The sequence below is a fragment of the Agrobacterium sp. LR_9 genome, assembly GCF_041954855.1.
Lineage (GTDB): Bacteria > Pseudomonadota > Alphaproteobacteria > Rhizobiales > Rhizobiaceae > Agrobacterium > Agrobacterium leguminum.
The window spans coordinates 1-24,668 of sequence record NZ_JAVAYA010000032.1; the positions used below are offsets into that span (position 1 = coordinate 1).

Genomic DNA, 24,668 nt, shown 5'->3' on the forward strand with positions numbered 1-24,668 from the left:
GTGAATTGCTTCCTGTGAACGTGAAGTAGTTTCCCCGGCGTACCGGTTTGGTGTCGCCGTTTAAGGCTTTGTAAGCGAATGCGCAAGACTTAATTGTGAAAGCGCCTTCGCGCGCGCCCTAAGCGTGCCTTGAGGCCCGTATATGGTATCTGATTTGCGACATTCAAACCTTCGCAAGGGCGAAGCGGACATCGGCCCGACGAGCCCGTCCTCCCGACTGGCCGATCACTAAATAAGATATTTCTATCACAACTTCTTTACCTGCACCGGCATGATGGCTTAAGGACATTTCATCGCCGGGGGGAGACGGGCGACTGGAATCCGGCGCAGGCGCGCCATCCCAAGCCATATCTCGATCCGTCGCTTCCCTCGCGACCTCTCTATCCGTTTCAGGACCATCCCATGGAAATCTTCACAGCCGCCGGTTTCACGGCATTCTTACAGGTCATCGCAATCGACCTCGTGCTGGCGGGCGACAACGCCATCGTCATCGGCCTTGCCGCCGCCGGTCTGCCCGCCCACCTCCGCCGCAAGGCGATCCTGGTCGGCATCATCGCCGCCACGGTTCTGCGCATCGGCTTTGCCGCCGTCACCGTGCAGCTTCTCGCCATTGTCGGCCTGCAATTGTTCGGCGGCCTGCTGCTCGCCTGGGTGTGCTGGAAGATGTGGACGGAACTGCGTGAGGCCGCAGGCTCCATCGAAGACGAGGTGACGGACGAAGAGGCCGACCTGACGAAGGGTCACAAGACCTTCTTCCAGGCCGCGACCCAGATCGTCATCGCCGATGTTTCCATGTCGCTGGATAACGTCCTTGCCGTCGCCGGCGCCGCGCAGGAACATGTGACGGTGCTCATCATCGGCCTCGTCGTTTCGATTGCACTCATGGGTCTTGCCGCCAACTTCGTCGCCAAGCTGCTGCACCGCTATCGCTGGATTTCCTATCTCGGCCTGATGGTCATCATCTACGTCGCCCTCAACATGCTGTATCACGGCACGCTCGAGGTTCTGCCCTATCTCCAGCCCTATCTGAGCTGAAACGACCAGCAGACACGCTTCTCCACGAGGCCCGGAAACGCCAGTTTCCGGGCTTTTTTCATGGCCTGCGCCCATCAGGCCCCCTCACCCTCCTTGCCGTCGCAGGACAGGAAGAATCAATCGCCGCGTTTGCTGCAACATCGGGAGAAGACAGGGAAATCGTGAATTTTCGCCGATGGATTCTGGCAATTGAGGTCAGCCACGGGCAAGCCTAGGGAGCTAGTCAATAAGTCATAATAATAAAAAGAAAGGTAAAGCTGCCAATGGCTTATGACTGGAGCGGCGGTCGTACCCGCCGACTTCGCAGGGTGAGGCTCGGTGTTGTCGCCAGCTCTCTTATCCTGCTGGCGCTTCTTGCGTCGCTCGTTCTTGGCTGAACGCGCCGCGCGCGCACTCCCACGCTGACCGGCGGCATGGCAAGGTTTTCAAAAAACTGCCCTGCCGCCGCTCCTTTGCGGGAACGAGCAGATGCTCAGGATTTCCTGGCCTCGACGCAATGAACCGGCTTTTTCATCTCCGGATCCGCCATCAGATCGTAAAGATCCGCCTCCTCGCCCTTCGACCACCAGACATAAATACCGCCCTGATATTTGGCGCCTGACCCGGAAATGACATTTGCGGCAACGGTGACGCCATCCTTCAGCCCAAGCCGCACGAGGCTGATCTCACCGGCATTGAAATAGACGGCCTCCACCTTGTCGGCGGCGCATTGGTAGACGGTCTCCACCTTTTCAACCGTCGTGTCATTCGGGAGCGGAATCACCAGCTCTTCAGCCATGGCGCCGGTAGCGACCGACATGGAGAAAGCTGCAAGGCACGTCGCGGCAACGGATTTTTTCATGATGACCCTTTCCTGATCTCACCGAACTATAAGGTCACGCCAGCAGAGCCGAAATGGGGCGGCCGCCTCTTACCATCTCAAATTTTCGGGAATATCGGCTTTGCAGGCATAAGGCGGCTTTATCGCCGCACAGGCCTCCGGCACTTTCATTCAGGCTGGCAAGCTGCGGCAAAACCTATCGAAACAGCCAATAAACGACGCCAAGGATCACCGTCCACATCAGCAGCGATATGGCCAGCACGGTGAGATAGTTTCGAAATCGTCTGGTCATCCGCCCACATTGCCGGCGAGCCGTCGTCGGACAGCCGCAGCCGTTGAATTGCTGGATGCGGATCAAGCCGCAGGGTCAAGTCTTTCTATCAAGAGACTGAATCGCAAGCCATTCGCAGATTTTACCCGCCCGAAAACGGGGTTGCCCCATGCGACACGTTTCCACCCTCCAAGGAATGGACTCATCCGCGATCAGGTCCTGATCGCGGCCAGGAAGGGATATCCGCATCTGCCGGCGAATGACGGGAAGGAAAAAGGGGGGCGAGGAGAAACGATCGCGACCGAATCGACTCGCGCGTTATCCGAAACCCTGCCGGATAACGCGCTAACGCCAGAGGTAATCCGCCCCCGCCTGTCTCAGCTCTTCAGGGCCGTGTTGCACAGGCTCCAGTAGCCGCCACCCTTCTGGATCCATTTCAGATCGCCGAGCGTGCCGTCATTCTTGTTCTTGTGATAGGAGTCGACACAGGTTTTCAGGCGCGCCTTTGCGGGCGTCTCGCTTGAGTATTTCTTATCGACAGCACTCGGGAAAGCGACGCCCTTCGGGGCCTTTGTCGTCGCTTTTTCGGGTTCTTTTTCGGTGGTGGCCGCGACCTGCTTGTCGTCGGCCGCATCCTCGGCTGCCGCCTCGCTGCCGCAGAACTTGGCGCGATAGTCGTTCCACTTGACGTCCTTGGCCGACCCATCGGCTTTCGCCGCCTGATATTTCACGCTGCACTCCTTCATGGTGAGTGCGGCTGCGGGGGAGACAAACGCCGCCGATGCCAGCAGCGCAAAGGATGAGAGAATGACAACCCTGTTAAACATTGAAGACTCCCGTTTGCATGATTGCCGGCCGACTATCTGACCGGATTTTCCGCTTGTCAACGAGCAGTGCGAAAGGACGGAGAAGCGAAGCAGGCGGGAATGGAACTTGCTCACCGGACACATCATTTTCCCGTTGAAGGCAGCATCGCACCGTCATCATGAAAGCCGCCGCAGGACCGAAAGCATCCCAATATTGCCGCTTCAACCGCCTCCCGCGCCCAGCCTGGAGAATCACGTGTTCGTGTGGCGTCAATCCTTCGCCGGAACGAATTTCCTAAGTTTTCGTTAGCATACCGAACGAATAACGAGGATTTATCGATGTTGAGGATGCCGAAGACCATCTCCGCGCTCGCTCTTGGCGTCGCGATATCTGCCGCTGCTGTCGTGCCCGCCCATGCGTTGAGCCTCATACAGCCGGCCTACGAAACACAGGCGCAGGCGCAGAATTCAAATCAGCGAGGCTACCCGGCGTCTGCCTTTGCGGCAGGCAAAGGCGAAGAAGCCGTGCCTAACGGCTACGCCCTGTCTCAAGCCGAGATCAACCATATAAAATGGTGTGCGGCGCGTTACACATCCTACCACCCCACCGACAACAGCTATATGGCGCCTGCCGGCACGCGGACGCAGTGCCGCTCACCCTATTGATTCGGTGAGGCCCGGGGGAACATCTCCGGCCCGGGCCGTTGCCGACAAGATAAAATTTACCTTAAATTCGACTGATCTGAACCTTTTGCCCGGCGAACCGTTTGAACGCGTGCCAACGGGGAAAACGCGATGTTCTGGAATCTGGAAAAGCTTGAGCAGGAGCGACTTGATCTGATCGAGGTCATCACGGCCCTGCGTCGCGTGGAGCGCCTGTCGAAAACGGATCGCACCTCGATCTTTGAGGAAATCACGGCGCATATGGGAAGGCTGAGTGAACTGGACGCGGAAAAACTGCGGATCCAGTCGGCGCTGGAGCCATCCTGAACACGCGTTCTGCATGGCCGCAGCTCCCAGACGCAGTCAGACCTCATAACAGGGCGCTCAGGAAGAACGCTTCCTACAGGTGGAAAATGCCAGAAGACGGCCGCATGTTTCCGCCGAGGCTAAAGGCACCAACCCGCTTGTGGCTGAGCTTGCGACAACCGACAGTCAGGTCAATCTCCTTGCGTCCTACGATGCGGAATCGGGCCGGATGCGTATCGTACCGGTCGCAACCGGCAAGACGGACGAAAAATCGTTAGAATTGTGGCTCGTCATGGATGGGGCAAGACACGCTTGCTTGGCGTTTTCCAGCCGGGCACGAACGGCGACCTCATCATTCCCGCCGACATGCACGGCAGCATAACGGATGGCACGACCTTCGCAATCAGCGTGGAGCCTTTCGGAGGCTCTTCGACCGGTCAGGCAACCGGCCCGTTCATCGCTATCGGCACGGCGCGGCATCTGTGAGTTTTCAAACCGGTTTAGCACCGCCAGAGAGAAGCTTCTGCGCCGCTCTCATTATTGGCGGTGGTAACAGCGGAAAATCAATCCTGCCGCTTCTCATGCCATGTCATCGTAAAACGCGTTCCCTGCCTCAGCTCGGGATGCGTATGGGTCTGTTCGACACGTGCACCGATATTCTGCGCCATCGCCATGATCAGCTTGGTACCGAGGCCTGTGCCACGCGGAGTCGAATTTGACGGCACGCCGACGCCGTCATCCTCCACCAGCAGAACAAACTGTCCATTATCTTCGGAGAGTTTGACGCGAACCGTACCGGTCTGGTCAGGATAAGCATATTTCAGCGCATTGGTCAGAAGCTCGGTTATGATGACACCAAGCGCCACGGCATGATCCGCCTTGAGATCGATTTCGCAAAGCGAAGTCTCGACCGTGACGGAAGAAGAGCCGGGCACCGCCTGGAACAGGTCGCCGATGATGGAGGTTAGATAGGAACTCAAGGAGACCAGCCCGACATTGGCGGTATTATAGAGGCTGCGGTGCACGCCGGCGATGGCCGAAATTCTGCTTTGCGTTTCCAGCAACGCGGTTTCCGCTTCCTGCGATTTCAGGGTGTTTATTTGCAAGCGGATCATGGCCGACACCAGCGATAGGCTGTTCGCGACACGATGGTTCATCTCCTTCACCATCATTTCCGCGTGTTCTTTGGCCTTTACCAGCAAACGATCGGCCTCTTCCTTGGTCTGGCGCAGGCGATGGTTTTCCAATGCCTGCTCGATTGCCGTGAGCAGAAGCGGAAAGAAGTCGTCCCCGACATTCTTGATGACGTAGTCGGCAGCACCCGCCTTGAGCGCGTCTATGGCGATCTGGGCCTCGTTGGACCCCGTCACATAGAGAACTGGAGCCCTTGCCGGTATCGTCTGGATCGCGGCAAGAAATTCCATGCCAGTTGCCGTCTGGAAATAGTGGTCGAGAACGACGACATCGAACTGCCCGTTTTGAAAAAGCTCGAGACCGGAAGCGACCGAGGTGGCGTGAACCACCTCCATACCGTGACGACCAAGAACGCGGCTCGAAAGCCGAGCCAAAGCCGGGTCGTCATCGACGTACAAAACGCGCAAAGCCATCATGCCTTCAAGGTATCTGAATTACGGAAAAGAACAGGCCGAGATTTTTGATGGCGTTGGCAAAGCCCTCATAGTCGACCGGCTTGGTTATATAAACATTCGCGCCAAGATCATAGCATTTCTGAATTTCAGTCTCATCGTCGGTCGTTGTCAAAACCACCACAGGCAAGCGGCGGGTATATTCATTGCTCTTGATCTGCTCGAGAATGTTAAGGCCCGACATATCCGGAAGATTGAGATCGAGCAGGACGAGAAGATAGCGGTCCTTGCTGACAAGCCCATCCCGACTTTCGCCTAATATGAAATCCAGCGCCTTGGCGCCAAGCGTAAAAGGCACGATCTCGTTGTTCACGCCGGCACGCCGCACGTTCTTCTCGATCAGCCGGGCATGGCCTTCGTCATCTTCGATCATCACGATCGTTACTTCCTGACCGGTCGCTTTCATTTTTCGCCTTCCTTGGTGACTCGTCTGAGATCGCTCGGCATCAGCAGGATGAATGTACTGCCCTCACCGAGTTTAGACTCGACTTTAATGTCACCTCCTAAATTTCTGATTAGCGAACGAACATGCGCGAGACCAATGCCCTCTCCCGGCTGGTCCTGACTGCCCGCCCGGCGAAAGAGCTCGAAAATCCGTTCAAGATCCTGTTCGCCGATACCGCGCCCGTTGTCGGCGACCTCGATACAAATCGCCCCCCGCCCGGCTGGATAGGCTCGTGCCGTCAGCCTCAGCGGACGGCCAGGCATCTGGTATTTCACCGCATTGTCGAAAAGATTTCCAAGAATCTGATCAAGGGATATTCGATCGGTCACGATCGTCAGCTTCGGCGTATCGACCTCAATCTCACCGCCATTGGCGTTGATCTGGTGACGCACCGTCTCAGACAGCGACGAAAGCAACATTTCGATATCAACCTTTTCCGGCTGTAGCTTTCGCTGGCCGTCGCGGGATATTTTAAGGATGGCGTTGATCAGCTGATCCATTTTGCGGGTAGACGAGCGAATGAAGCCGATAGCCTCTGGAATATCCTCTTCAACAGCCAGCCGCGCCTCACGGATAACATCTTCCGGCAGCGACTCGCCATCTGCGAGAACATAACGGCTCACCGGCTTCAGCGATGTATCGAATTCGGAGAGGAAGCCCATGATATTGACGAGCGGCGCGCGCAGGTCATGCGTTACGATATAGGCGAAGCGCTGAATTTCCTGATTGGCTCGCCGGAGATCGCGCGTTCTTTCCTCTACACGTTCTTCAAGATGACGATTGAGTTCATCGACATCCTCCCGCGACCTTGTCAGGGCGCGGATATAGGTGAAGACAAGGAAGATCGAACCACCCACCACAATGAGGATGGCGAGCGCACCGCCGACCGTCACCCACCGCAGCGTATTGGCAGCCCCCAGCTGATCCGCAACGATGATGCGCAAGCGATCATCTGTGTCCGATTGCAGGTCAGACAGAATACTCCTGATCTCGTTCATGAAGCGTTTGCCGTCATTATTGCGGACGACCTCAACCGCCTCCGTTATTCGGCCCGCACGCTGCAGATCTATGGTCTCGCGGGTCTCGGCCAACTTCGCGTCGATTGCCTGCCTCAGGCCCGAAAGAGACTGCTTGTATTGCTCGTCTTCCGTCAGAAGATCGAAAAGTCTTGACTGGCGTTGAGGCAAGCCACGCAGGGCTTCTTCATAAGGCAGAAGATAATCGCGATTATTGGTCAGCAGATATCCCCTCTGGCCGGTTTCGATGTCCTGCATCGTCGTCAGCACATCCAAAACAGCGGCACGGAAACGTCGGAGTTCCGCTGTTTCCTGGGAATAGCGGTTATTCACCTGCACAAGCCACAACGACATGGAGACCATGCCAATCAAAATCGCAACACCCACGGCAAGCATCAAAAGGCTTCGTTGGGCAAACGGTGAAAAACCAGTCACAGAAACACATTCCCGGTAGGCACGAATTGAGTTTGCAAACTAGAGTACGACGACATCACAGGCGACTGTTTTCTTTTTATTTATGGAAGGAACCAGTTGGGGACTTAGGGGTTTTGCAATGTTGATTGGCGGTGCCAGACTGAGTCCAAATGACGAAAATGCGGTAACAATGAGCTATAGTTTCCAGGGAAAACAAATCCTCGTGTTGGAGGACGACGCGCTTCTGGCGATGGATATGGAGGATTTCCTTTCCGATCTGGGAGTCAATGTCGTCGGGCCGGTTTCGCACATCGGTGCCGCCCTGGAGAAAATAAGCGACACCGATCTGGATGGCGCCGTCATCGATCTCAATTTGCGAGGCGAATTGTCCTTACCCGTCATTGAAGAGCTCAAGGCGGCAAACATCCCCTTCGTCATCTGCAGCGGATATGCGGAGATACCCGGGGTCCGCGCGCAGCTCGACGGGCTGACGGTCGTCTCCAAACCCTGCGATTTCGACAATCTGTCGCGTGTTCTGGCGAACGAGTTTTCACTGACCAACTAAGTGCGGGGCCAATCTCGGTCTGATGCCCCACTCCGCTTCTTTTCGTCTGGCGACTTAGTCCAGGGGAAAAATGACCTGATATCGCAAGCCGTCGCGATCATAGCGAATTTCGCTTTCCGCCTGCAATTCGTATTGCACACCCCTTGTTATAAGGGTTGTTCCAAATCCGGTATCCTGCGGCACGGAAACAGGCGGGCCGCCGCTTTCCTGCCACCGCAGGTCGATGCAGTCATGGCCGTCTCCGTTCAGAATCTTTTTCCAGACAACCTCGACCTTTCCGTTTGCGCCGGAAAGAGAACCGTATTTCTGGGCATTTGTGGCTAGCTCGTGCAGGATCATTCCCAGCGCCAGCGCCGATTTCGGCGACACCTGTACGTCATCCGGACCGTCGAGCTCGATCCTGCTCGCAAAGGTATTATGCGGCTCGATCGCCCGCGTCACGACATCCCTCAGATTCGTCTCACCCCAATTACTCTGAAAAAGCAGCGCATGGCTTTCCGCAAGGGCACTCACACGGGCCACCAGCCGTTCTTGGTAATCCTTGATGGAGGTGCTGCCTTTGGCCGTTCTGCGAATGATTGAAACGACCATCGCCATCGTGTTCTTGACGCGATGGCTGAGCTCACGGACGAGCAGCTCCTTGTGCAGCTCCGCCCGCTTTCGCTCCTGTTTCTCCCGGGCTTCCGCCAGCGCGCGCTCGACAGCGGATGGCAGTCTCACAAGCCGCTGCTTGAGAACATAATCCGTCGCCCCGCGGCGGAATGCATCGATCGCCGCGTCCTCGCCTAAGACACCGGACACGAAAATGAACGGCGTATCGGGTCTTCTCGCCATAACGACATCGAGCGCCGACATGCCATCGAAGTCCGGCAAGGAGAAATCCGCGAGAATGATATCGAACTGCTGTTTTTCCAACGCCTCAATGAACGATGCCTTGCCGACGGCTCTCGTTACCGCAGGTGGCGGCGAAAGGCGTGAAAGCTGTTCTTCGATCAGTTCGGCATCCACAGAACTGTCTTCCAGGAGAAGAAGTCTGCTTGCCTCCATTCGCGACACCGCCTCATCCGCCATTGCGATGTGCACCCGGTGGCGGTTCGTTCAGAAGAGCCCAGAAGACGCCAAGATCCTGTATCGCCTTGAAGAACTGGTTGAATTCCACAGGCTTGACGACAAAAGCGTTCACGCCGAGTTCGTAGCTCCTAACGAGATCCTGTTCTTCTCGCGAAGACGTCAGCATGACGACCGGAATGTGCCGCAAGTGATCGCTGCCCTTGACCGTCTGCAACACCTCAAGCCCATCCACTTTCGGCAGTTTGAGGTCGAGAAGAACTACTGCCGGATCACCAGCCGAGCGGTTATGATAGCTACCGGTTACATTCAGATAGTCGAGTGCCTCGGTGCCATCGCGTGCCACCACCACCTCATTCGCCAATTGGCATTTTTCAAGAGCGGTCAGCGTTAGTTCCAGATCGCGTGGATTGTCTTCCACCAGCAGAATGGGTCTGAGTTCAGGCAATTTTTTCCTCTTCAACTTTCATAACCGGCAATGTGAAGAAGAACGTGGCTCCCTCACCGACAGTTCCCTCGGCACCGACCGAACCGTGATGGCGTTCGACAATTCGTCGCACCAGCGCCAGTCCAATGCCCGTTCCCTCGAAATCCTCTACCCGCTGCAACCTCTGGAACACACCAAAAAGCTTGCTGTAATAGGCCATATCGAAGCCAACACCATTGTCTTCGACCGAATAAGTGACGTCATCCTCGGTTTCAACCGCAGAAATGGTGATGATCGACACCGGCTCCCGAGACGAATATTTGATGGCATTTTCGATGAGATTGTACCAGACCTGCCGCAGCAGGGTCGCATCCCCGAATATCACCGGTAACTCTCCGATGCGCCACTCGATCTGGCGATCCGCAACGGCGGGCGCCAGAGAGCGACGAACTTCGCTCACCACCTTCTGCATATCCACCGGTTTCAGGGTGAGTTGCGTGCGGCCAAGCTGTGAAAAATTCAGGAGATCATCCACCAGCCTGCCGGCACCCAGCGCCGCCTCTGATATCATCTGCAGATAATGCAGGGATTTCTCGTCCAGAACATTGCTGCGCTCCCGCAGTAACTGCGCAAACCCGACAATATGACGGAACGGGGCACGCAGGTCGTGCGAAACGGAATAGGAAAATGCCTCCAACTCTTTGTTGGTCCGCTGCAATTCCCGCGTCAGATCCGCCATCTCCTCGGCCTTGCGCAGGACAATGCCGATGATCGCGCTGCGAAGCTCCCTCGCCGCCGCAAGCTCGGCCTCCGACCAGGGAGATGACGTATTGCGCAATTGCTCCTTCCAGATTTCAAAGGACTTGCGCGGATGAATGCGCCCGCTCTCCTGCACCGTTTTGTGCGGATCACCGCCCCAGCGCACCGTTTTTATGACTTCCGGCCGAAACCAGATAAGCCAACTGCCGTGCAATTCCGAAACCCGCATCGCAATAATTCCGCTTGCGGCGGCAGCATAGGCCTCAGCGGCAGCGTAATCGCCGGTCAGATTGTCGGTTGCAAAAACATCCACAACGTCCTTCTCTGCGAACCATAAGACAAGCTCTTCAACTTGCTGCCGTGACGGCGTTCTGCCGACAAGCTCATAGTCGTCGCCAAGGACGAGTGCAGCGCCGTCCGCTCCCACCTGTTTCAGCAGGTCGTTTTTTTCGTCGTCACCCGCAAGCAGTCCATCAACCCATTTTTCGGCGGCGGCCATGCCTTTCAAGAGACGTGCCTGAATTTGGCCAAGCTCCACCCGGCGGAATGCATCCTGGGAACTCTGCTCGGCCGCGATCCGCATAGACAGGAGCTGTGCCGCAAAATCACAGGCTTCACGGACGGCAAAGGATGCCGAATGGGGTGTCGCATGGTGGCAGGCGATCAAGCCCCAGAGAGTGCCATTAACGATGATCGACACGGACATCGAAGCGGCCGTGCCCATATTGCGCATATATTCGAGATGAACCGGCGACACGCTGCGGAGCTGCGAAAAGCTCATATCGAGCACCGCTCCCGTTTCCGCATTGACCGGCGGTCTGATCGGGACAGGCTTATAATCGACATCGGGAATCATCCGCAGGCGATTGATGGTGTAGAGCTGCCGCGCCTGCGGCGGGATGTCGCCCGCCGGAAAGCGAAGTCCGAGATAAGACGGCAAAGTCCCGCTTCCGGCTTCCGCCACGACATGGCCGCTCCAGTCCAGTCCGAAATCATAAATCAAGGTACGATCATAACCGCTGATCGAGGACACCAATTGCGCGGTCCGCGAAAGAGCGTCCTCCAGCGATGGCGCGCTGTTCAGATATTGCGCCAGATTGGTAAGTTCGCCCATCAGCTTTTCAGCCGACTCGCCCTCTCTTGCCTTTTCCACCTCGAGAATAACCAAAGTCCCTGATCGATGCGCCGAAACATCGAGTTTCTTTTCGGCCCACGCATATCGGAAGTTGCTCTCTTCGGAGGAATACCAGACGGAGAGTGCGGAGATGAAAGGCAAGATTTTTTCGGTGACGACGACCCCGATTGGCAGGGCCACACCAATATAGTCGGCAAGATTATCGCTCGCCTGCACCAGGGAAAATTCCCGCGCGGACAGAGCCAGAAGGGCCCCATGTTCCTGAATAGCACCGGGAATGTGGATGGGCTCGGCGCCGCAACTATCCAGTTTCGGCGTATTTGAACTCATAACTTTCTCCAGCCGCTCTCTTTGCAAGAACGTTCAACCTGCTCAAAAGATGCCGCCAACCTATTGATTATTGCGAAGATGTAAACGCTCGTTTTGGCAAGAGGTTGAAATGGCGCCCATATGACGTCAATGCGATTCATGGTTGGCAGAACCGTGACGGTGAAAAGCTCGCGTGCCGGACCATCCCACAGAAATAGGCGCTACACGCGCACGGCAAAGCGAAGGGAAGCCAGCAATTGAGGGAATTTATCGATTTTTTCAGGGCTAGCTGGAGCGGGTAGCGGGAATCGAACCCGCGTATTCAGCTTGGAAGGCTGCTGCTCTACCATTGAGCTATACCCGCGGTGGTGATTTCGATCCGTGCAGAATGGTGGAGGGAGTTGGATTTGAACCAACGTAGGCGTAGCCAACGGATTTACAGTCCGTCCCCTTTAACCACTCGGGCATCCCTCCAGCTTTCTGCTAGGATCGAGCGACCAAGCTCTTCAGATTTCGCTGCGGCGAAGCGCCGTTGCGTCGTCTGTGGCGCGTATATGACGGCCTCATTCGTTTCTGTCAACACGCCCTTTCACGAATTTTCGGGAAAAAATTCAAACCTCTTTACGGCCCTGTGAATTATCGCGGGGGCTGGTGCGCGCCTCCCGGCGGAGATATAAGGCGCCATGAGCAAAGACGATCCCAAGAACAAATCCACCCGCGACACGCACTATGCCAACCTGCGCCGCGCCGTGCGCGACGCCAAGCGGGAGCGCGGCGAAATTCCGACCCCGCAGCAGCCGAGGCGCAAGAACCGCGGCGCGGACGACTGGAAGCCGCCGCAGCTAGCGCCCGATCAGGTGCATCTTTACGGCCTGCATACCGTGCGTGCCGCAATCGCCAATCCCGAACGGCAGATCGTCAAGCTCTCCGTCACCCAGAACGCCTTTGCGCGTCTCGATATCGGCGAGGCCGATGCCCAGCCCTTCCCGGTCGAGATGGTTTCCCCTCAGGATATCGACAGGGTCCTCGGCCCCGAGGCCATCCATCAGGGCGTGATGCTGGAAACCCGGCCGCTGCCGGTCAAGCGTCTCGGCGCGCTGAAGGACAGCCCGCTCATTCTCGTGCTCGATCAGGTCACCGATCCGCACAATGTCGGCGCCATCATGCGCTCGGCGGTCGCCTTCAACGCCGGCGCCGTCATCACCACCATGCGCCACAGCCCGACCGAGTCGGGCGTGCTGGCGAAATCGGCTTCCGGTGCGCTGGAGCTCATTCCCTATATCCAGATCACCAATCTGGCCGATGCGCTCGGCGAGCTGCACAAGCTCGGCTTCTTCTCCGTCGGTCTGGATTCGGAAGGCCCCGCCCCCATCGAGCAGACATTCAGCGGTGAAAAAATCGCTCTGGTGCTGGGCGCCGAAGGCAAGGGCCTGCGCCAGAAAACGCGCGAAACCGTCTCGGCGCTCGCCCGTCTCGATATGCCCGGCGAGATCAAATCGCTCAACGTTTCGAATGCGGCAGCCATCGCCCTTTATGCAACGCAGCAATTTCTGGGCAAAGCGTCGTCCTGACGCTTCGCCTTCCTTGCGAAATCACAAAGCGCAACGCATGCTGCGCTTTTTCGCAAGGAGCAAATTTCAACATGACCGAGCAGACCATCAAACCGACCGGCGAGCTGACGCTCAGAACGCTTGCCATGCCGGCCGACGCCAATCCCGCCGGCGATATTTTCGGCGGCTGGGTCATGTCGCAGATGGACTTGGCGAGCGGTATCCGTGCAGCGGAGCGTTCCCGCTGTCGCGTCGTCACCGCGGCGGTCAAGGAAATGGCCTTCGAACTGCCGGTGAAGATCGGCGACACGCTGTCCATCTATACCGACATCGCCCGCGTTGGCCGCACCTCCATCACCCTGACGGTGGAAGCCTGGGCGCAGCGGTCGCGTTATGACAAGCTGGAAAAAGTCACCGCCGGAACCTTCATCATGGTGGCGATGGACGAAAACGGACAACCCACGCCCATTCCGGCAGCGGAATAAGCGCGCTGCGGCGCTGGGCTCCAGCGCCGCTCAACAACAAGCAGCATCGGCATCCCACGCTTTGTCGGGATCGTTATTGCCCCTCACTTCCCGTCATTGTGTCGCGGTGACATTTCGCCGCAAATATGACATTCCGATTGCATGGGATTTATTCGCAGGATCATGCAGGACAGAAGTTCGGCTGGCGCCATCGCCATGCTGGCGGTTCTGCTTTTCCTTTTGCAGGGCCTCGCCAACGGCCTGACAAGCGGCAACATGGCGATGGCCGCGCTGGCGGCGGATGAGATCATCTGTTCCAGCCATTTGCCGGAAGGCGGCTCCGGCAAACAGAACCCTGCCGGCAAGATCGCAGACGACTGTTGCGGCACGCTCTGCCGTCTGGCTTCGGCCACAGCCGCCGCTCTTCCGGTTATTCCCGTCGAGCGCGCGGACAATATTCTCCCTGCGGTCGAAGTCACCTTCCTGAACATCGACGCGGCGTTGCCGCCATCGCCGCCCAATCTGGAATCGCGCCCACGCGCACCCCCCTCAGCTCCGCGACGCTAGAACACTGTCCGGCCTGCCGGAAAATCAATTCTCTTGCGGAGACATCCATGTCTGTTACGACCTCTTTCGAGGGCGAGCGTGCGCCTGCGCATTCCTCGTCCGCAAATCTTTACCGCGCCGTATGGCGCTGGCATTTCTACGCCGGTCTCTTCGTCCTGCCCTTCATGATATCGCTCGCCGTCACCGGTGCGCTTTATCTCTTCCGGGACGAGTTCGATAATCTCATCCACCCAGACCTGAAGCGGATCGAAGTGGTGCAAAACGCGCCGAAAGCGCTGCCTTCCGAGATCGTGAGTGCAGCACTTGCGGCCGTTCCCGGCGCAGCCGTCAAATATATCACCCCCGCCGATCCGGGCGCGTCGGCGGAAATCACCGTCAATACGGCGGATGGAAAGCGGGCCGTCTACGTCAATCCCTACACTGCTGAGGTTGCCGGCTCCCTGCCGGATCGCGGCACCGTCATGTGGACGATCCGCTATCTCCACAGCCTGAAATATTTCGGCACCTATGCCCGCTATCTGATCGAAATCGCTGCCGGCTGGTCCATCCTTCTTGTCGCCACCGGCATCTATCTCTGGTGGCCGCGAAAACAGACCGGCGGTGTCGTGACCGTGCGCGGCACGCCGAAAAAGCGGGTGTTCTGGCGCGATACCCATGCCGTCACCGGCATTTTCGTCGGCTTTTTCATCGTTTTCCTTGCGGTCACCGGCATGCCCTGGTCGGGCGTCTGGGGTGCGAAGATCAATGAATGGGCGAATGGCAGCAACTTCGGATATCCGGCGGGCATTCGCACCGATGTTCCGATGTCGGGCGAACATCTCGACCACGTGGCGAAGACAAGCTGGTCACTGGAGCAGGCGAAAATACCGGAATCCACCCATTCCGCCGAAGACCAGCCTATCGGGATCGACGAGGCGATAGCACGTTTCGACGCGCTCGGTCTTGCCGCCGGTTACGCTGTCTCCCTTCCGGGAAAACCGACGGGCGTTTATAGCGGCTCCGTCTATCCCGACGATCTGGCGCAGCAACGGGTCGTCCATCTCGATCAATATAGCGGCGAGCCGCTGATCGATATGAGCTACGCCGATTACGGCCCGCTCGGCAAGGCGCTGGAATGGGGCATCAACGTGCATCTGGGCCAGCAATATGGCCTTGCCAACCAGATCGTGCTTCTAGCGGCCTGTATCGGCATTGTGCTGCTTGCAGTGTCTGCCGGCATCATGTGGTGGAAACGCCGTCCGAAAGGGTCACTCGGCGTGCCGCCCCTCCCGCAGGAAAAACGCGTCCTGCACGGTCTGCTCGCCATACTCGCCATCGGCGGCATCATTTTCCCGCTGGTGGGCGCGAGCCTGCTGGCCATGATGGCGCTGGATCTGATCGTACAGTCGCGCCAGAAACGACGCGCGATCTGAAATGAAAACAGCCGGGCGAAAATCCCGGCTGTTCCCTGTTATCGGCAATGCGACGGCAACGGCTCTCAGAACATCGTATTGGTGTTCGCCGCCTTTTCCGGCACCTCCTGGATCACGTCCCAGTGCTCGGTGATCTTGCCGTCGGTAACCCGGAAAATATCGACGATGGCCCTGCCGCGATCGCCTTCATTTTCCGTCGAATGGATGTGCAGATAGACCAGATCGCCATCCGTGGCGCTACGCACGATCCGTGCTTTCGACTGCGGGTTTTCCTTGAAGTGGCCGGTGAAATAATCCACGAACGGCTTCTTGCCATCCGGCACCATCGGGTTGTGCTGCTTGTAGCTGTCGACGAGGACGGCGGCGCCCTTGTCAACCTCATGCTTGTTGAAGACCGTATCGTAGAACTCGATCACCAGTTTGCGGTTGGCTTCTTCCTGCGCGAAGTCCCGTGCTGCGGTTTGCGCCAGAACGGGCGCTGCCATCAAGGCGGGCACGAGAGCGAATGCGGCGATGGCAAGACGGCGTGTTACGAAATTCATGGGTGTTACCTCTCAATAACCGACGGTGAAACGCTGGCGGGAATGCTGCGGCTTCTCGATTTCATCGACAAGCGCGATGGCATAGTCTTCGAAGGAAATGCGGCTGCCCTCATCGTTGCTGAGGAGATTATCCTTGCCGATGCGGAATTTGCCCGTTCTTTCGCCCGGCACGAATTCGGCGGATGGCGACAGGAAGGTCCAGTCGAGCTGCTTTTCCTGTTTCAGCCGGTCCAGGAACTCCGCGCCCTTGGTCGCTTCGGCCTTGTAGGCGGCCGGGAAATCCGGCAGGTCGACCACACGCTGGCCCGGCGCAATTTCAAGGCTGCCGGCGCCGCCGACGACGAAATAGCGCTGAACGCCGGAGGCGCGCACTGCCTCGATCAGCGTTGCCGGATCGCTGGCGGTGAAATGCACCGAACTGATCACGGCATCGTGACCCTTCAGCAGTTCCGAAAGCCCTGCCTGATCGAAAACATCGCCCTTCTTTGCCACCACATTCGGCAGGCTGGCGATCTTTTCGGGATTGCGGGCGATTGCCGTCACCTGATGTCCCCGGTCGGAAAGTTCCTTCAGAATACGGGACCCGGCATTGCCGGAAGCGCCGATGAGCGCGATTTTAGCCATGGCTTCTTTCCTCTTGTCACTATCGTTACCGGTCTAGATTATAGACCGCGAAGAAGAGCTATGGTATCGCAGCCATAGCCGCAAGAAGTCAGCGGCGGCTGATCTGGTCACATGGCGATGACCTGCAAGGGTAAAAGGGCAAGGGGTAAGGACATGGCGGATACGCAGACGAAAGAGGTTTTTGCCTTCGACCAGCCCTGCCCCATCCGCGATGTGCTCGACCGTATCGGCGATCAATGGAGCCTTTTGGTTCTGGAAGCCCTGCAGGGCGGCGTGCTGCGCTTCAACGAGCTGAACCGCAGGATCGACGATATTTCCAAGCAGATGTTGTCCCGCACGCTGAAACGGCTGGAAGAAGATGGCTTCATCCGCCGCACGCTTTATGCGGAGGTGCCGCCGCGCGTGGAATATGAGCTGACCAATCTCGGCCGCTCGTTTCTGGTGCCGATGCAATTGCTGGTGCAATGGGCTGACGAGAACCACGTTCGCATCTGCAAGGCCCGCCTGCAATATTCCGAAAACGACAATCGCGGCTGATCCGGAAGCAGGCCGCGTCTAGCCCAGCCGGTAAACCTTGCAGACCAGCCCTTCCGGTTGGCGATAGGTCGTAAATCCCATAGCGTCGTAATAGCTTTGGCCGAGCATGTTGTCCGCACCGATACTGGCATCGATATTCTGAATACCCCGCGCCTCCGCCGCCCTGCGCGTTGCCGCGAAGAGGGCGGATCCCACACCTCTTCGTGCCGCCTGCGGGCTGACATGGGTGCCGATGATGCCCCAGCCTTCCGCCACGCCATAGGGATTGTCCGTGCGCGCATAACGCAGCGACTGGAAGCCCAGTATACGCCCGTCATCGTCCTCGGCGACCGAGCATTCGATACGGTCGGCGTGCTGGAGGTAATTCTCCAGCACGGCCGTAATGTCCGTCGGCGCTTTTCGGAGGCCGGCCGAGAATATCTCATTCTGAACCGCCGCCATTCCCGTTGCATCGTCAACTGTCGCAGGCCGTATTTTCATCGATACATCACCTCATATCCGTTGCGACTGGTTCCGGGCCGGCAAGCGCCGGGTATTTATTCCTTTTCAGGAGCGGAAAATGAAGGACGCACCGAAAGCGATCAGCGCGAAACCGATCACGTGGTTGATAGTGATGCTTTCCTTAAGCCAGAAGATCGAAAACAGCGCGAAGACCGCGAGCGTGATGACTTCCTGAATGGTTTTGAGCTGCGCGGTCGAATAGACCTCCGAACCGATGCGGTTGGCGGGAACGGCAAGCACATATTCGAAGAAGGCGATGCCCCAGCTGGCGACAATCGCCAGGAAGAGCGCGCTGCCCTTGTGCTTGAGATGGCCGTACCAGGCGAAGGTCATGAAAACATTGGAGGCGATGAGCATCAGGACAGGCCAGATATGGGCAGGGCTGATTGAGAACGGCATGATGGGTCCTGGAAAAAAGGGAGGGATGTCATGAAATGCGGCAGGAGAAGGCAGTCAGAAGGAAACCCTCATTCCGCCCGTATGGATTTGCTCTAGCGCATCCGCCCGAAAACCGAAATCGATTTCCGACGGATTTGAACAAAGCTGTCTTCAGCCGCTACGCAACGCATCCGGCCGAATTTTGTTCCGCACGCTTCGTTTCCTTTTTGTACTCATTTTTTCACCACATCCCCTTCCCTTTATGCGTGACTCCCTCCATATTTCGCCTATGGCCAGATCACCGAAAAACTCCACCTCCTCGCCCTCGGGCTTCGAGGAAGCTCCGCAATCGTCCTTCGAAGGCGCGCCGCTCAGCGGCAGCGTCGCCGATTGGGTGAAGCAGCTCGAGGCGGAAGCGGAGGCTTCCTCCGTGGAAACCCAGCGCGAAATCGCCTCGAAGGCGGGCAAGCACCGCAAGAAGATCGAGATCGAAGCGCGCAAGGAGGCCCAGAAAGCCCCCCCGAAGACGGCCAAGAACACCACGGCCTCCAAGACCGCACGCGGCGTTTCCATCGGCGCATCGAGCGATCCGAAAACCCGCGCCGCCGCCGGTCTCAATCCGGTCGCCGGCATGGACGTATCGCTGGAGGATGCCGCCAACCTCGCGCCCGGCGCCGTCACCGCCACGGTGGACGCGCTGTCGAAACTGATCGAGAGCGGCAATCCGCTGTTCAAGGACGGCAAGCTGTGGACGCCGCACCGCCCGGCCCGCCCGCCAAAATCCGAAGGCGGCGTCGCCATCCGCATGGCTTCGGACTACAAGCCCGCCGGCGACCAGCCGACGGCCATCAACGACCTCGTAGAAGGTATCAATTCGGGCGAACGCAGCCAGGTGCTGCTCGGCGTTACCGGCTCGGGCAAGACCTTCACCATGGCCAAGGTGATCGAGGCGACGCAGCGCCCGGCTGTCATCCTCGCGCCCAACAAGACGCTGGCCGCGCAGCTATATTCGGAGTTCAAGAACTTCTTCCCCGATAATGCGGTGGAATATTTCGTCTCCTACTACGATTATTATCAGCCGGAAGCCTATGTGCCGCGCTCCGATACCTTCATTGAGAAGGAATCCTCGATCAACGAACAGATCGACCGGATGCGCCACTCCGCCACCCGCTCGCTGCTGGAACGCGACGACTGCATCATCGTCGCCTCGGTTTCGTGCATCTACGGTATCGGTTCGGTCGAGACCTATACGGCCATGACCTTCCAGATGCAGGTGGGTGACCGGTTGGACCAGCGCCAGCTTCTGGCCGACCTCGTGGCCCAGCAATACAAACGCCGCGACATGGATTTCCAGCGCGGCTCGTTCCGCGTGCGCGGCGATACCATCGAAATCTTCCCCGCCCACCTTGAGGATGCCGCCTGGCGCATATCGATGTTCGGCGACGAGATCGATTCCATCACCGAATTCGACCCCTTGACGGGCCAGAAGACCGGTGACCTGCAATCGGTGAAAATTTACGCCAATTCGCACTATGTGACCCCACGCCCGACGCTGAACGGCGCGATCAAGTCGATCAAGGAAGAATTGAAGGGCCGCCTCGCCGAACTGGAAAAGGCCGGGCGTCTGCTGGAAGCCCAGCGGCTGGAGCAGCGTACCCGCTACGATATCGAGATGCTGGAAGCGACCGGCTCCTGCGCCGGCATCGAGAACTATTCGCGTTATCTCACCGGCCGCAATCCCGGCGAACCGCCGCCGACTTTGTTCGAATATATCCCTGATAACGCGCTGCTGTTCATCGACGAAAGCCATGTCTCCGTCAGCCAGATCGGCGGCATGTATCGCGGCGACTTCAGGCGCAAGGCGACGCTGGCCGAATATGGCTTCCGCCTGCCCTCCTGCATGGACAACCGGCCGCTGCGCTTCGAGGAATGGGACGCAATGCGCCCGCTCACCGTGGCGGTTTCGGCAACCCCCGGCTCATGGGAGATGGAACAGTCCGGCGGCGTCTTCGCCGAACAGGTCATCCGCCCGACCGGCCTCATCGACCCGCCGGTGGAAGTGCGCTCCGCCCGCAGCCAGGTTGACGATGTTCTCGGCGAAATCCGCGAAACCGCCGCCAAGGGTTACCGCACGCTCTGCACCGTGCTGACCAAACGCATGGCCGAAGACCTGACCGAATATCTGCATGAACAGGGCGTCCGCGTCCGTTACATGCACTCGGATATCGACACGCTGGAGCGCATCGAAATCATCCGCGACCTGCGCCTCGGCGCTTTCGACGTTCTCGTCGGTATCAACCTGCTGCGTGAAGGCCTCGACATTCCCGAATGCGGTTTCGTCGCCATCCTCGATGCAGACAAGGAAGGCTTCCTGCGCTCGGAAACCTCGCTGATCCAGACCATCGGCCGTGCCGCCCGTAACGTTGACGGCAAGGTCATCCTTTATGCCGACAATATCACCGGCTCGATGAAGCGGGCGATGGAGGAAACCTCCCGCCGCCGCGAAAAGCAGATGGCCTATAATGCCGAACACGGCATCACGCCGGAATCGGTCAAGGCGAAGATTTCCGACATTCTTGATTCTGTTTATGAGCGCGATCACGTAAGGGCCGATATTTCTGGCGTTTCCGGCAAGGGCTTCGCCGATGGCGGCCACCTGGTCGGCAACAATCTGCAGGCCCATCTCAACGCGCTGGAAAAATCCATGCGCGACGCCGCAGCCGATCTCGACTTCGAAAAAGCTGCCCGCCTGCGCGACGAAATCAAACGCCTCAAGGCCGCCGAACTGGCCACCATGGACGACCCGATGGCCAAGGAAGAGGCCCGCGCCATCGAAGGCGGCGGAAAGAACAACAGACGCAGCCACTTGTCGATCTCCCCCCCGGAGGGTGAGACATCCGGCAGGACGGAGGCGGGCGCCGCAGCGAACGAAAGCGGCAAATCCCTCTTCGCCAAACCCTCGCTGGATGAAATAGGCCCCGGCTCGGATGCGGGCAAACCGCTGTTCCGCAGGAACACGCTGGACGAGATGACGGTGGGCAGGACCGAAAAACCCGTGCGCGGCGCGGTGCCCGACAAGCCCGAGAGAGAGCCCGGCAAACGGTTCTCGCCGTTGCTGGAGGGCCAGCCGGAGCGCGCCACGGACGATCCCCGACCGCTGGTACGCGGCAAGATCGGCGCGGGTTCCTATGAGGACGCCGGCGAGCAGAAGCGCAAGAGCCGAACCAAGGGCAAGACGGGCCGGCCGGGGCGGTGACGCACGCGCCCGCGATATTCGATGCCAGCAGGCATATGTATTGCGAAACACATGACCGGAGCACCCGCGCGCTCCGGCAGCGGCGATCAGCTTTCGCACTGCCTGATCCGCGCTGCGACCTGGTCCGGACCAAAAACTTTCACCAAGTCGGCATCCAGGGCCATGGCAATGTAGTCATCATTTTCCGCCGACTTGATGTAGGTAGAGAAATAGATCGGACCGGTCGGGAGGACCCCCGCGACACAGGCGCGCAATATCTCGATCTCCGTGCTTCCCCTGATGCGTTGACCCTTGATGCGGGAACGGCGCACGTTGATATGGTCTGGAAATGGCAGCAGGGAGCGACCGCATGTATCGAAAAAATCTGGCGGCATTCTGCCTCCTCGTCACCTACACTCCGGCCTTTGCCGGACAGATCGAGGATGCGACCTTCCATAGTCCCGCCCTGAACGCGCCGCTCCCCGTCAACATCTATCGCCCGGACGGCGTGCCGCCGGGAAACGGCTGGCCGGTGCTTTACCTCCTGCACGGCCACGATGGCGACCAGAACAGCTGGCGCGATCTCGGCAATATCGAAAAGACGCTCGATACGCTCATCGCTGCCGGCGCCATCCGCCCGCTGGTTGTCGTCATGCCCGGCGTCAAGAACAGCTGGTATGTGGATTCCGCCGCTGTCGGCGGCCCCGGCGATTACGAAACGGCCCTGACCGGCGATCTGCGCGACCAGATCGAGAAAACGCTGCCGGTGCGGAAAGATCGGCAAGGCCGCGCCATCGCCGGCCTCTCCATGGGCGGTTTCGGCGCCCTGCATCTCGCCTATGGCCATGAAGACCTCTATGACGCAGTGGCCAGTCTGTCGGGCGCCATCTGGCAGAATGTCCCCGCCTCCGATCTCGACAAGACGCCGGCCGAACTCAAGCTCATTCAGGACAGCGCCTTTTTCCACCGGGTCGACCGCACCACCGTCACCAGCGGCATCGTGCTTCCCTCAACCGGGGACCATTTCTCCGGAGCCTTCGGCACACCTTTCGATGCAAGGCTCTTCAACGAAAAGAACGTATTCACCCTCGTTGCACAGCATGTGGCCGAAAGCCAGGATTTGCCTGCCACCTATCTGACCGTCGGCGACGATGACGGCTTCTTTCTCTGGCGCGGCGCCATCGCCCTGCACGAGACGCTGCAAGCCGACAAACGCAAATCCGAGCTGCGAGTGACCGACGGCGATCACGTCTGGTCGGTGTGGAAGGTCTCGATTATCGACGCGCTGAAGTTCATCGATGGGGAATGGGACAAGGCTGCCGACAAAGCCAAGGATTGAGGCGTGGGCCTCTTTCTCGTCGCCGGATAGGTCCATTACTTTCCGGCCCGCTTTTTCCCGCTCTTCCCCACCGCGTTCAACGCCACCGCTGCCCGAATCAGCGCCGCCAGCGCCTCCTCATCCACGACATCCCCCTCGTGAAAATCAATCGCCCGCCGTGTGTTTCCCTCCAGACTTGAATTGAACAGGCCCTCCGGGTCTTCCAGCGAGGCTCCTTTGGCGAATGTCATCTTCACCGCGTTCTTGTAGGTTTCGCCGGTGCAGAGGATGCCCGCATGCGACCAGACCGGCACGCCGCGCCATTTCACCTCTTCCACCACCTCCGGATCGGCCTTCCTGATCACCGCGCGAATATGCGCGAGCGTCTCACCGCGCCAGTCGCCGAGCTCCGCGATCTTCCGGTCGATGAAGTCCGATGGTGCGGTCTCCCCTGCATCTTTCGCCACCATGTTTTTCGCCATGACATCCTCCCGATTTCGACGCACGCCTGATCCTTTTTTTCAGCATAGACGAAATTTTCCTGTCCTCCCATGAGGAACCAAATCCGCCTCCCATCGTTTCCTCCCCGAACGCAACGTTCAGCATACAAAGGGAAGAAACATCATGAAAATCAATGTCATCGCTCTCGCTGCGGCAGCAGCGCTCTCCTCTTCCGTGGCTTTTGCCCAGACGGCCACTACTGCCCCTGCTGCCGGCGCGGACGCCACTTTGTCCGGCCCCGGCATTACCATGGGCACCAAGGCCAGCGGCCCGCTGAAGTTCGTCAATGTCCAGAAGACCGACCTCACCGCCTCCCAGCTCGATGGCATGGACATCTACAACGCCCAGAACGAAAACATCGGTGAAATCGAAGATGTCGTCATCGGTGACGGCAAGTCGGTGATCGGCCTGGTGGCCAGCGTCGGCGGCTTCCTCGGCATCGATAAGAGCTATGTGGTGCTCGACCCAGCTTCCGTCGCGGTCCACAACGACAACGGCACCTGGAAGGCCTATGTCGACACCACCAAGGAAGCGCTTCAGAACGCTCCGAAGCTCGATTACGACAAGCTGGACGACTGATTACCCCTGCAGTCCGCAAGCTTGTCCCCCCGCGCCCTGTCGCGGGGGTTTTCATATGTGGCGACCTATCGGAAAACCCGGCACTCCCCGCCGGAGGGCCCTTGCCTGACGGCGCGCCTCTCGCCTATCTTCGGCGCGCAAATCACCAAGGATCGCTGCGTGCCCGCCAATAGCCTCTTTTCCTTTGCCATCCGCACCGCCATCACGCTCGGCGCCCTGTCGCTGTCAGCGCAGGCGGCCGATTGGAAACCGGCCGAGCAGATAAAAACCTACGCCATCAGCGGCAATACGGGCGGTGCGCTTTATCAATCGATCGGCGAACGCGGTCCGACCGCCGGCGTGCAGGCCATCGCCCACACCACGTTCAAGCTGACATGGCGGCGGGATTACCGTCCGCAGCCGGATGGCGCCTGCGTGCTGGCCACCGCAAGGCCCAATCTCACCATCATCTACACCTGGCCGAAAGCGCCCGCCAATCTGCCGCCCGCAGTCGCCGCCAGCTGGAGGACTTTCATTTCCGGCGTGGAAACCCATGAACGCGTCCATGGTGACCATATTCTCGACATGGTGAAAAAGATCGAGGCCTTCAGCATCGGGCTGAGGGCGGAAAACGATGCCAAATGTCAGAAGGTGCGCGCCGTTCTGCAACAGCGTCTGGGTGAGCTTTCCAACGAGCAGCGCCAGCGCGGCCGCGATTTCGACCGGGACGAGCTTTCCCCCGGCGGGCGGGTGCATCAGCTCATCCTCGCCCTCGTCAACGGCCCCTGAACGGCCG

27 protein-coding genes, 2 tRNA genes and 1 pseudogene are annotated in these 24,668 nt (G+C 58.7%); 14 read left to right on the plus strand and 16 right to left on the minus strand.

What is annotated here, in order from left to right; genetic code table 11:
• Positions 1–402: 402 nt before the first annotated feature.
• Entirely contained in the window at positions 403–1,035 is a 633-nt protein-coding gene (locus RAC79_RS23265) for a TerC family protein (RefSeq protein WP_003522456.1), read from the plus strand.
• Positions 1,036–1,507: 472 nt separating this feature from the next.
• Here RAC79_RS23265 and RAC79_RS23270 read toward each other — a convergent pair whose 3' ends face one another.
• Complete coding sequence (locus RAC79_RS23270; protein ID WP_080856526.1) at positions 1,508–1,876, minus strand: MliC family protein; 369 nt, start codon at positions 1,874–1,876, stop codon at positions 1,508–1,510.
• Between the two features lie 627 nt (positions 1,877–2,503).
• Positions 2,504–2,953, minus strand: a complete 450-nt coding sequence (locus RAC79_RS23275) for a hypothetical protein (protein ID WP_065655883.1) — start codon at positions 2,951–2,953, stop codon at positions 2,504–2,506.
• A 318-nt stretch (positions 2,954–3,271) separates the two neighbouring features.
• Here RAC79_RS23275 and RAC79_RS23280 point away from each other — a divergent pair, with 318 nt between their 5' ends.
• The 3 genes and pseudogenes from RAC79_RS23280 to RAC79_RS23290 form a co-directional block, all read left to right on the plus strand.
• Entirely contained in the window at positions 3,272–3,598 is a 327-nt protein-coding gene (locus tag RAC79_RS23280; RefSeq protein WP_078051907.1) for a BA14K family protein, read from the plus strand.
• 129 nt (positions 3,599–3,727) lie between these two features.
• Positions 3,728–3,922, plus strand: a complete 195-nt coding sequence (locus tag RAC79_RS23285) for a hypothetical protein (protein WP_035263387.1) — start codon at positions 3,728–3,730, stop codon at positions 3,920–3,922.
• Positions 3,923–4,043: 121 nt separating this feature from the next.
• Positions 4,044–4,387 (plus strand): annotated as a pseudogene (locus RAC79_RS23290) (anti-sigma factor domain-containing protein); the annotation flags it as partial.
• A 77-nt stretch (positions 4,388–4,464) separates the two neighbouring features.
• Here RAC79_RS23290 and RAC79_RS23295 read toward each other — a convergent pair.
• Genes RAC79_RS23295 through RAC79_RS23305 form a run of 3 tightly spaced genes read right to left on the minus strand, consistent with a single transcriptional unit; the run spans position 4,465 to position 7,404 of the window.
• A complete protein-coding gene (locus RAC79_RS23295) occupies positions 4,465–5,511 on the minus strand; it encodes a sensor histidine kinase (protein WP_065655881.1) in 1,047 nt (348 codons plus the stop codon).
• A 4-nt stretch (positions 5,512–5,515) separates the two neighbouring features.
• On the minus strand, positions 5,516–5,953 hold the full coding sequence (locus tag RAC79_RS23300; RefSeq protein ID WP_006316407.1) for a response regulator: 438 nt from the start codon (positions 5,951–5,953) through the stop codon (positions 5,516–5,518).
• Positions 5,950–7,404, minus strand: coding sequence for a CHASE3 domain-containing protein (locus tag RAC79_RS23305; protein ID WP_078051905.1), 1,455 nt, complete (start codon positions 7,402–7,404; stop codon positions 5,950–5,952). The genes RAC79_RS23300 and RAC79_RS23305 overlap by 4 nt, the downstream gene beginning before the upstream one ends.
• Positions 7,405–7,561: 157 nt before the next feature.
• On the opposite strand from RAC79_RS23305, the gene RAC79_RS23310 reads away from it, so the two are divergent.
• Positions 7,562–7,987 carry a response regulator gene (locus tag RAC79_RS23310; RefSeq protein ID WP_236776196.1) on the plus strand — a complete coding sequence of 142 codons (426 nt, stop codon included), beginning with the start codon at positions 7,562–7,564 and terminating at the stop codon, positions 7,985–7,987.
• Between the two features lie 54 nt (positions 7,988–8,041).
• Here the strand turns inward: RAC79_RS23310 and RAC79_RS23315 are convergent, their stop codons facing one another.
• From RAC79_RS23315 to RAC79_RS23335, 5 genes are all read right to left on the minus strand, one after another.
• Positions 8,042–9,034, minus strand: coding sequence for a sensor histidine kinase (locus RAC79_RS23315; protein ID WP_142845318.1), 993 nt, complete (start codon positions 9,032–9,034; stop codon positions 8,042–8,044).
• Positions 9,035–9,047: 13 nt separating this feature from the next.
• Positions 9,048–9,503 carry a response regulator gene (locus tag RAC79_RS23320; protein WP_065655878.1) on the minus strand — a complete coding sequence of 152 codons (456 nt, stop codon included), beginning with the start codon at positions 9,501–9,503 and terminating at the stop codon, positions 9,048–9,050.
• Positions 9,496–11,706 (minus strand): ATP-binding protein, encoded by a 2,211-nt coding sequence (locus RAC79_RS23325; RefSeq protein WP_142845316.1) that lies wholly within the window; start codon positions 11,704–11,706, stop codon positions 9,496–9,498. The genes RAC79_RS23320 and RAC79_RS23325 overlap by 8 nt, the downstream gene beginning before the upstream one ends.
• Positions 11,707–11,975: 269 nt before the next feature.
• Positions 11,976–12,049, minus strand: a tRNA-Gly gene (locus RAC79_RS23330).
• A 25-nt stretch (positions 12,050–12,074) separates the two neighbouring features.
• Positions 12,075–12,159, minus strand: a tRNA-Tyr gene (locus tag RAC79_RS23335).
• Between the two features lie 209 nt (positions 12,160–12,368).
• On the opposite strand from RAC79_RS23335, the gene RAC79_RS23340 reads away from it, so the two are divergent.
• The 4 genes from RAC79_RS23340 (at position 12,369) to RAC79_RS23355 (ending at position 15,678) form a co-directional block, all read left to right on the plus strand.
• Complete coding sequence (locus tag RAC79_RS23340) at positions 12,369–13,256, plus strand: RNA methyltransferase (RefSeq protein WP_174039387.1); 888 nt, start codon at positions 12,369–12,371, stop codon at positions 13,254–13,256.
• 71 nt (positions 13,257–13,327) lie between these two features.
• Entirely contained in the window at positions 13,328–13,720 is a 393-nt protein-coding gene (locus RAC79_RS23345) for an acyl-CoA thioesterase (protein ID WP_063949081.1), read from the plus strand.
• A 141-nt stretch (positions 13,721–13,861) separates the two neighbouring features.
• Entirely contained in the window at positions 13,862–14,266 is a 405-nt protein-coding gene (locus RAC79_RS23350; RefSeq protein WP_142845315.1) for a DUF2946 family protein, read from the plus strand.
• 47 nt (positions 14,267–14,313) lie between these two features.
• Entirely contained in the window at positions 14,314–15,678 is a 1,365-nt protein-coding gene (locus RAC79_RS23355) for a PepSY domain-containing protein (RefSeq protein ID WP_142845314.1), read from the plus strand.
• Between the two features lie 65 nt (positions 15,679–15,743).
• On the opposite strand, the gene RAC79_RS23360 is transcribed toward RAC79_RS23355, so the two are convergent.
• Together RAC79_RS23360 and RAC79_RS23365 are read right to left on the minus strand one after the other, a co-directional pair.
• On the minus strand, positions 15,744–16,220 hold the full coding sequence (locus tag RAC79_RS23360) for a nuclear transport factor 2 family protein (protein WP_065655873.1): 477 nt from the start codon (positions 16,218–16,220) through the stop codon (positions 15,744–15,746).
• A 12-nt stretch (positions 16,221–16,232) separates the two neighbouring features.
• On the minus strand, positions 16,233–16,844 hold the full coding sequence (locus RAC79_RS23365; protein WP_065655872.1) for an NAD(P)-dependent oxidoreductase: 612 nt from the start codon (positions 16,842–16,844) through the stop codon (positions 16,233–16,235).
• A 153-nt stretch (positions 16,845–16,997) separates the two neighbouring features.
• On the opposite strand from RAC79_RS23365, the gene RAC79_RS23370 reads away from it, so the two are divergent.
• Entirely contained in the window at positions 16,998–17,381 is a 384-nt protein-coding gene (locus tag RAC79_RS23370) for a helix-turn-helix domain-containing protein (protein WP_065655871.1), read from the plus strand.
• 18 nt (positions 17,382–17,399) lie between these two features.
• Here RAC79_RS23370 and RAC79_RS23375 read toward each other — a convergent pair whose 3' ends face one another.
• The gene (locus tag RAC79_RS23375) at positions 17,400–17,822 is read right to left on the minus strand and encodes a GNAT family N-acetyltransferase (protein ID WP_080856533.1); all 423 of its coding nucleotides are present in this window, start codon (positions 17,820–17,822) and stop codon (positions 17,400–17,402) included.
• A 105-nt stretch (positions 17,823–17,927) separates the two neighbouring features.
• Positions 17,928–18,281: a DMT family protein gene (locus tag RAC79_RS23380; RefSeq protein WP_003507620.1), complete on the minus strand. Its 354-nt coding sequence runs from the start codon at positions 18,279–18,281 to the stop codon at positions 17,928–17,930.
• 268 nt (positions 18,282–18,549) lie between these two features.
• Here RAC79_RS23380 and uvrB point away from each other — a divergent pair, with 268 nt between their 5' ends.
• Positions 18,550–21,516 (plus strand): excinuclease ABC subunit UvrB, encoded by a 2,967-nt coding sequence (gene uvrB / locus RAC79_RS23385; protein ID WP_174039388.1) that lies wholly within the window; start codon positions 18,550–18,552, stop codon positions 21,514–21,516.
• Positions 21,517–21,602: 86 nt separating this feature from the next.
• Here the strand turns inward: uvrB and RAC79_RS23390 are convergent, their stop codons facing one another.
• The gene (locus RAC79_RS23390; RefSeq protein WP_236780872.1) at positions 21,603–21,890 is read right to left on the minus strand and encodes a hypothetical protein; all 288 of its coding nucleotides are present in this window, start codon (positions 21,888–21,890) and stop codon (positions 21,603–21,605) included.
• Here RAC79_RS23390 and RAC79_RS23395 point away from each other — a divergent pair.
• The gene (locus RAC79_RS23395; protein ID WP_174039389.1) at positions 21,866–22,834 is read left to right on the plus strand and encodes an alpha/beta hydrolase family protein; all 969 of its coding nucleotides are present in this window, start codon (positions 21,866–21,868) and stop codon (positions 22,832–22,834) included. The genes RAC79_RS23390 and RAC79_RS23395 overlap by 25 nt on opposite strands.
• 35 nt (positions 22,835–22,869) lie before the next feature.
• Here the strand turns inward: RAC79_RS23395 and RAC79_RS23400 are convergent, their stop codons facing one another.
• Positions 22,870–23,295 carry a DUF1801 domain-containing protein gene (locus tag RAC79_RS23400; protein WP_065655867.1) on the minus strand — a complete coding sequence of 142 codons (426 nt, stop codon included), beginning with the start codon at positions 23,293–23,295 and terminating at the stop codon, positions 22,870–22,872.
• Positions 23,296–23,437: 142 nt separating this feature from the next.
• On the opposite strand from RAC79_RS23400, the gene RAC79_RS23405 reads away from it, so the two are divergent.
• Together RAC79_RS23405 and RAC79_RS23410 are read left to right on the plus strand one after the other, a co-directional pair.
• The gene (locus RAC79_RS23405; protein WP_065655866.1) at positions 23,438–23,893 is read left to right on the plus strand and encodes a PRC-barrel domain-containing protein; all 456 of its coding nucleotides are present in this window, start codon (positions 23,438–23,440) and stop codon (positions 23,891–23,893) included.
• Between the two features lie 159 nt (positions 23,894–24,052).
• Entirely contained in the window at positions 24,053–24,661 is a 609-nt protein-coding gene (locus RAC79_RS23410) for a DUF922 domain-containing Zn-dependent protease (protein WP_174044597.1), read from the plus strand.
• Positions 24,662–24,668 lie beyond the last annotated feature (7 nt).

Coding starts and splice junctions, on each gene's coding strand:
- RAC79_RS23265 (WP_003522456.1), top strand. CDS start 403: ATGGAAATCTTCACAGCCGCCGGTTTCACGGCATTCTTACAGGTCATC.
- RAC79_RS23270 (WP_080856526.1), bottom strand. CDS start 1,876: ATGAAAAAATCCGTTGCCGCGACGTGCCTTGCAGCTTTCTCCATGTCG.
- RAC79_RS23275 (WP_065655883.1), bottom strand. CDS start 2,953: ATGTTTAACAGGGTTGTCATTCTCTCATCCTTTGCGCTGCTGGCATCG.
- RAC79_RS23280 (WP_078051907.1), top strand. CDS start 3,272: ATGTTGAGGATGCCGAAGACCATCTCCGCGCTCGCTCTTGGCGTCGCG.
- RAC79_RS23285 (WP_035263387.1), top strand. CDS start 3,728: ATGTTCTGGAATCTGGAAAAGCTTGAGCAGGAGCGACTTGATCTGATC.
- RAC79_RS23295 (WP_065655881.1), bottom strand. CDS start 5,511: ATGATGGCTTTGCGCGTTTTGTACGTCGATGACGACCCGGCTTTGGCT.
- RAC79_RS23300 (WP_006316407.1), bottom strand. CDS start 5,953: ATGAAAGCGACCGGTCAGGAAGTAACGATCGTGATGATCGAAGATGAC.
- RAC79_RS23305 (WP_078051905.1), bottom strand. CDS start 7,404: ATGCTTGCCGTGGGTGTTGCGATTTTGATTGGCATGGTCTCCATGTCG.
- RAC79_RS23310 (WP_236776196.1), top strand. CDS start 7,562: ATGTTGATTGGCGGTGCCAGACTGAGTCCAAATGACGAAAATGCGGTA.
- RAC79_RS23315 (WP_142845318.1), bottom strand. CDS start 9,034: ATGGAGGCAAGCAGACTTCTTCTCCTGGAAGACAGTTCTGTGGATGCC.
- RAC79_RS23325 (WP_142845316.1), bottom strand. CDS start 11,706: ATGAGTTCAAATACGCCGAAACTGGATAGTTGCGGCGCCGAGCCCATC.
- RAC79_RS23340 (WP_174039387.1), top strand. CDS start 12,369: ATGAGCAAAGACGATCCCAAGAACAAATCCACCCGCGACACGCACTAT.
- RAC79_RS23345 (WP_063949081.1), top strand. CDS start 13,328: ATGACCGAGCAGACCATCAAACCGACCGGCGAGCTGACGCTCAGAACG.
- RAC79_RS23350 (WP_142845315.1), top strand. CDS start 13,862: ATGGGATTTATTCGCAGGATCATGCAGGACAGAAGTTCGGCTGGCGCC.
- RAC79_RS23355 (WP_142845314.1), top strand. CDS start 14,314: ATGTCTGTTACGACCTCTTTCGAGGGCGAGCGTGCGCCTGCGCATTCC.
- RAC79_RS23360 (WP_065655873.1), bottom strand. CDS start 16,220: ATGAATTTCGTAACACGCCGTCTTGCCATCGCCGCATTCGCTCTCGTG.
- RAC79_RS23365 (WP_065655872.1), bottom strand. CDS start 16,844: ATGGCTAAAATCGCGCTCATCGGCGCTTCCGGCAATGCCGGGTCCCGT.
- RAC79_RS23370 (WP_065655871.1), top strand. CDS start 16,998: ATGGCGGATACGCAGACGAAAGAGGTTTTTGCCTTCGACCAGCCCTGC.
- RAC79_RS23375 (WP_080856533.1), bottom strand. CDS start 17,822: ATGGCGGCGGTTCAGAATGAGATATTCTCGGCCGGCCTCCGAAAAGCG.
- RAC79_RS23380 (WP_003507620.1), bottom strand. CDS start 18,281: ATGCCGTTCTCAATCAGCCCTGCCCATATCTGGCCTGTCCTGATGCTC.
- uvrB (WP_174039388.1), top strand. CDS start 18,550: ATGGCCAGATCACCGAAAAACTCCACCTCCTCGCCCTCGGGCTTCGAG.
- RAC79_RS23395 (WP_174039389.1), top strand. CDS start 21,866: ATGTATCGAAAAAATCTGGCGGCATTCTGCCTCCTCGTCACCTACACT.
- RAC79_RS23390 (WP_236780872.1), bottom strand. CDS start 21,890: ATGCCGCCAGATTTTTTCGATACATGCGGTCGCTCCCTGCTGCCATTT.
- RAC79_RS23400 (WP_065655867.1), bottom strand. CDS start 23,295: ATGGCGAAAAACATGGTGGCGAAAGATGCAGGGGAGACCGCACCATCG.
- RAC79_RS23405 (WP_065655866.1), top strand. CDS start 23,438: ATGAAAATCAATGTCATCGCTCTCGCTGCGGCAGCAGCGCTCTCCTCT.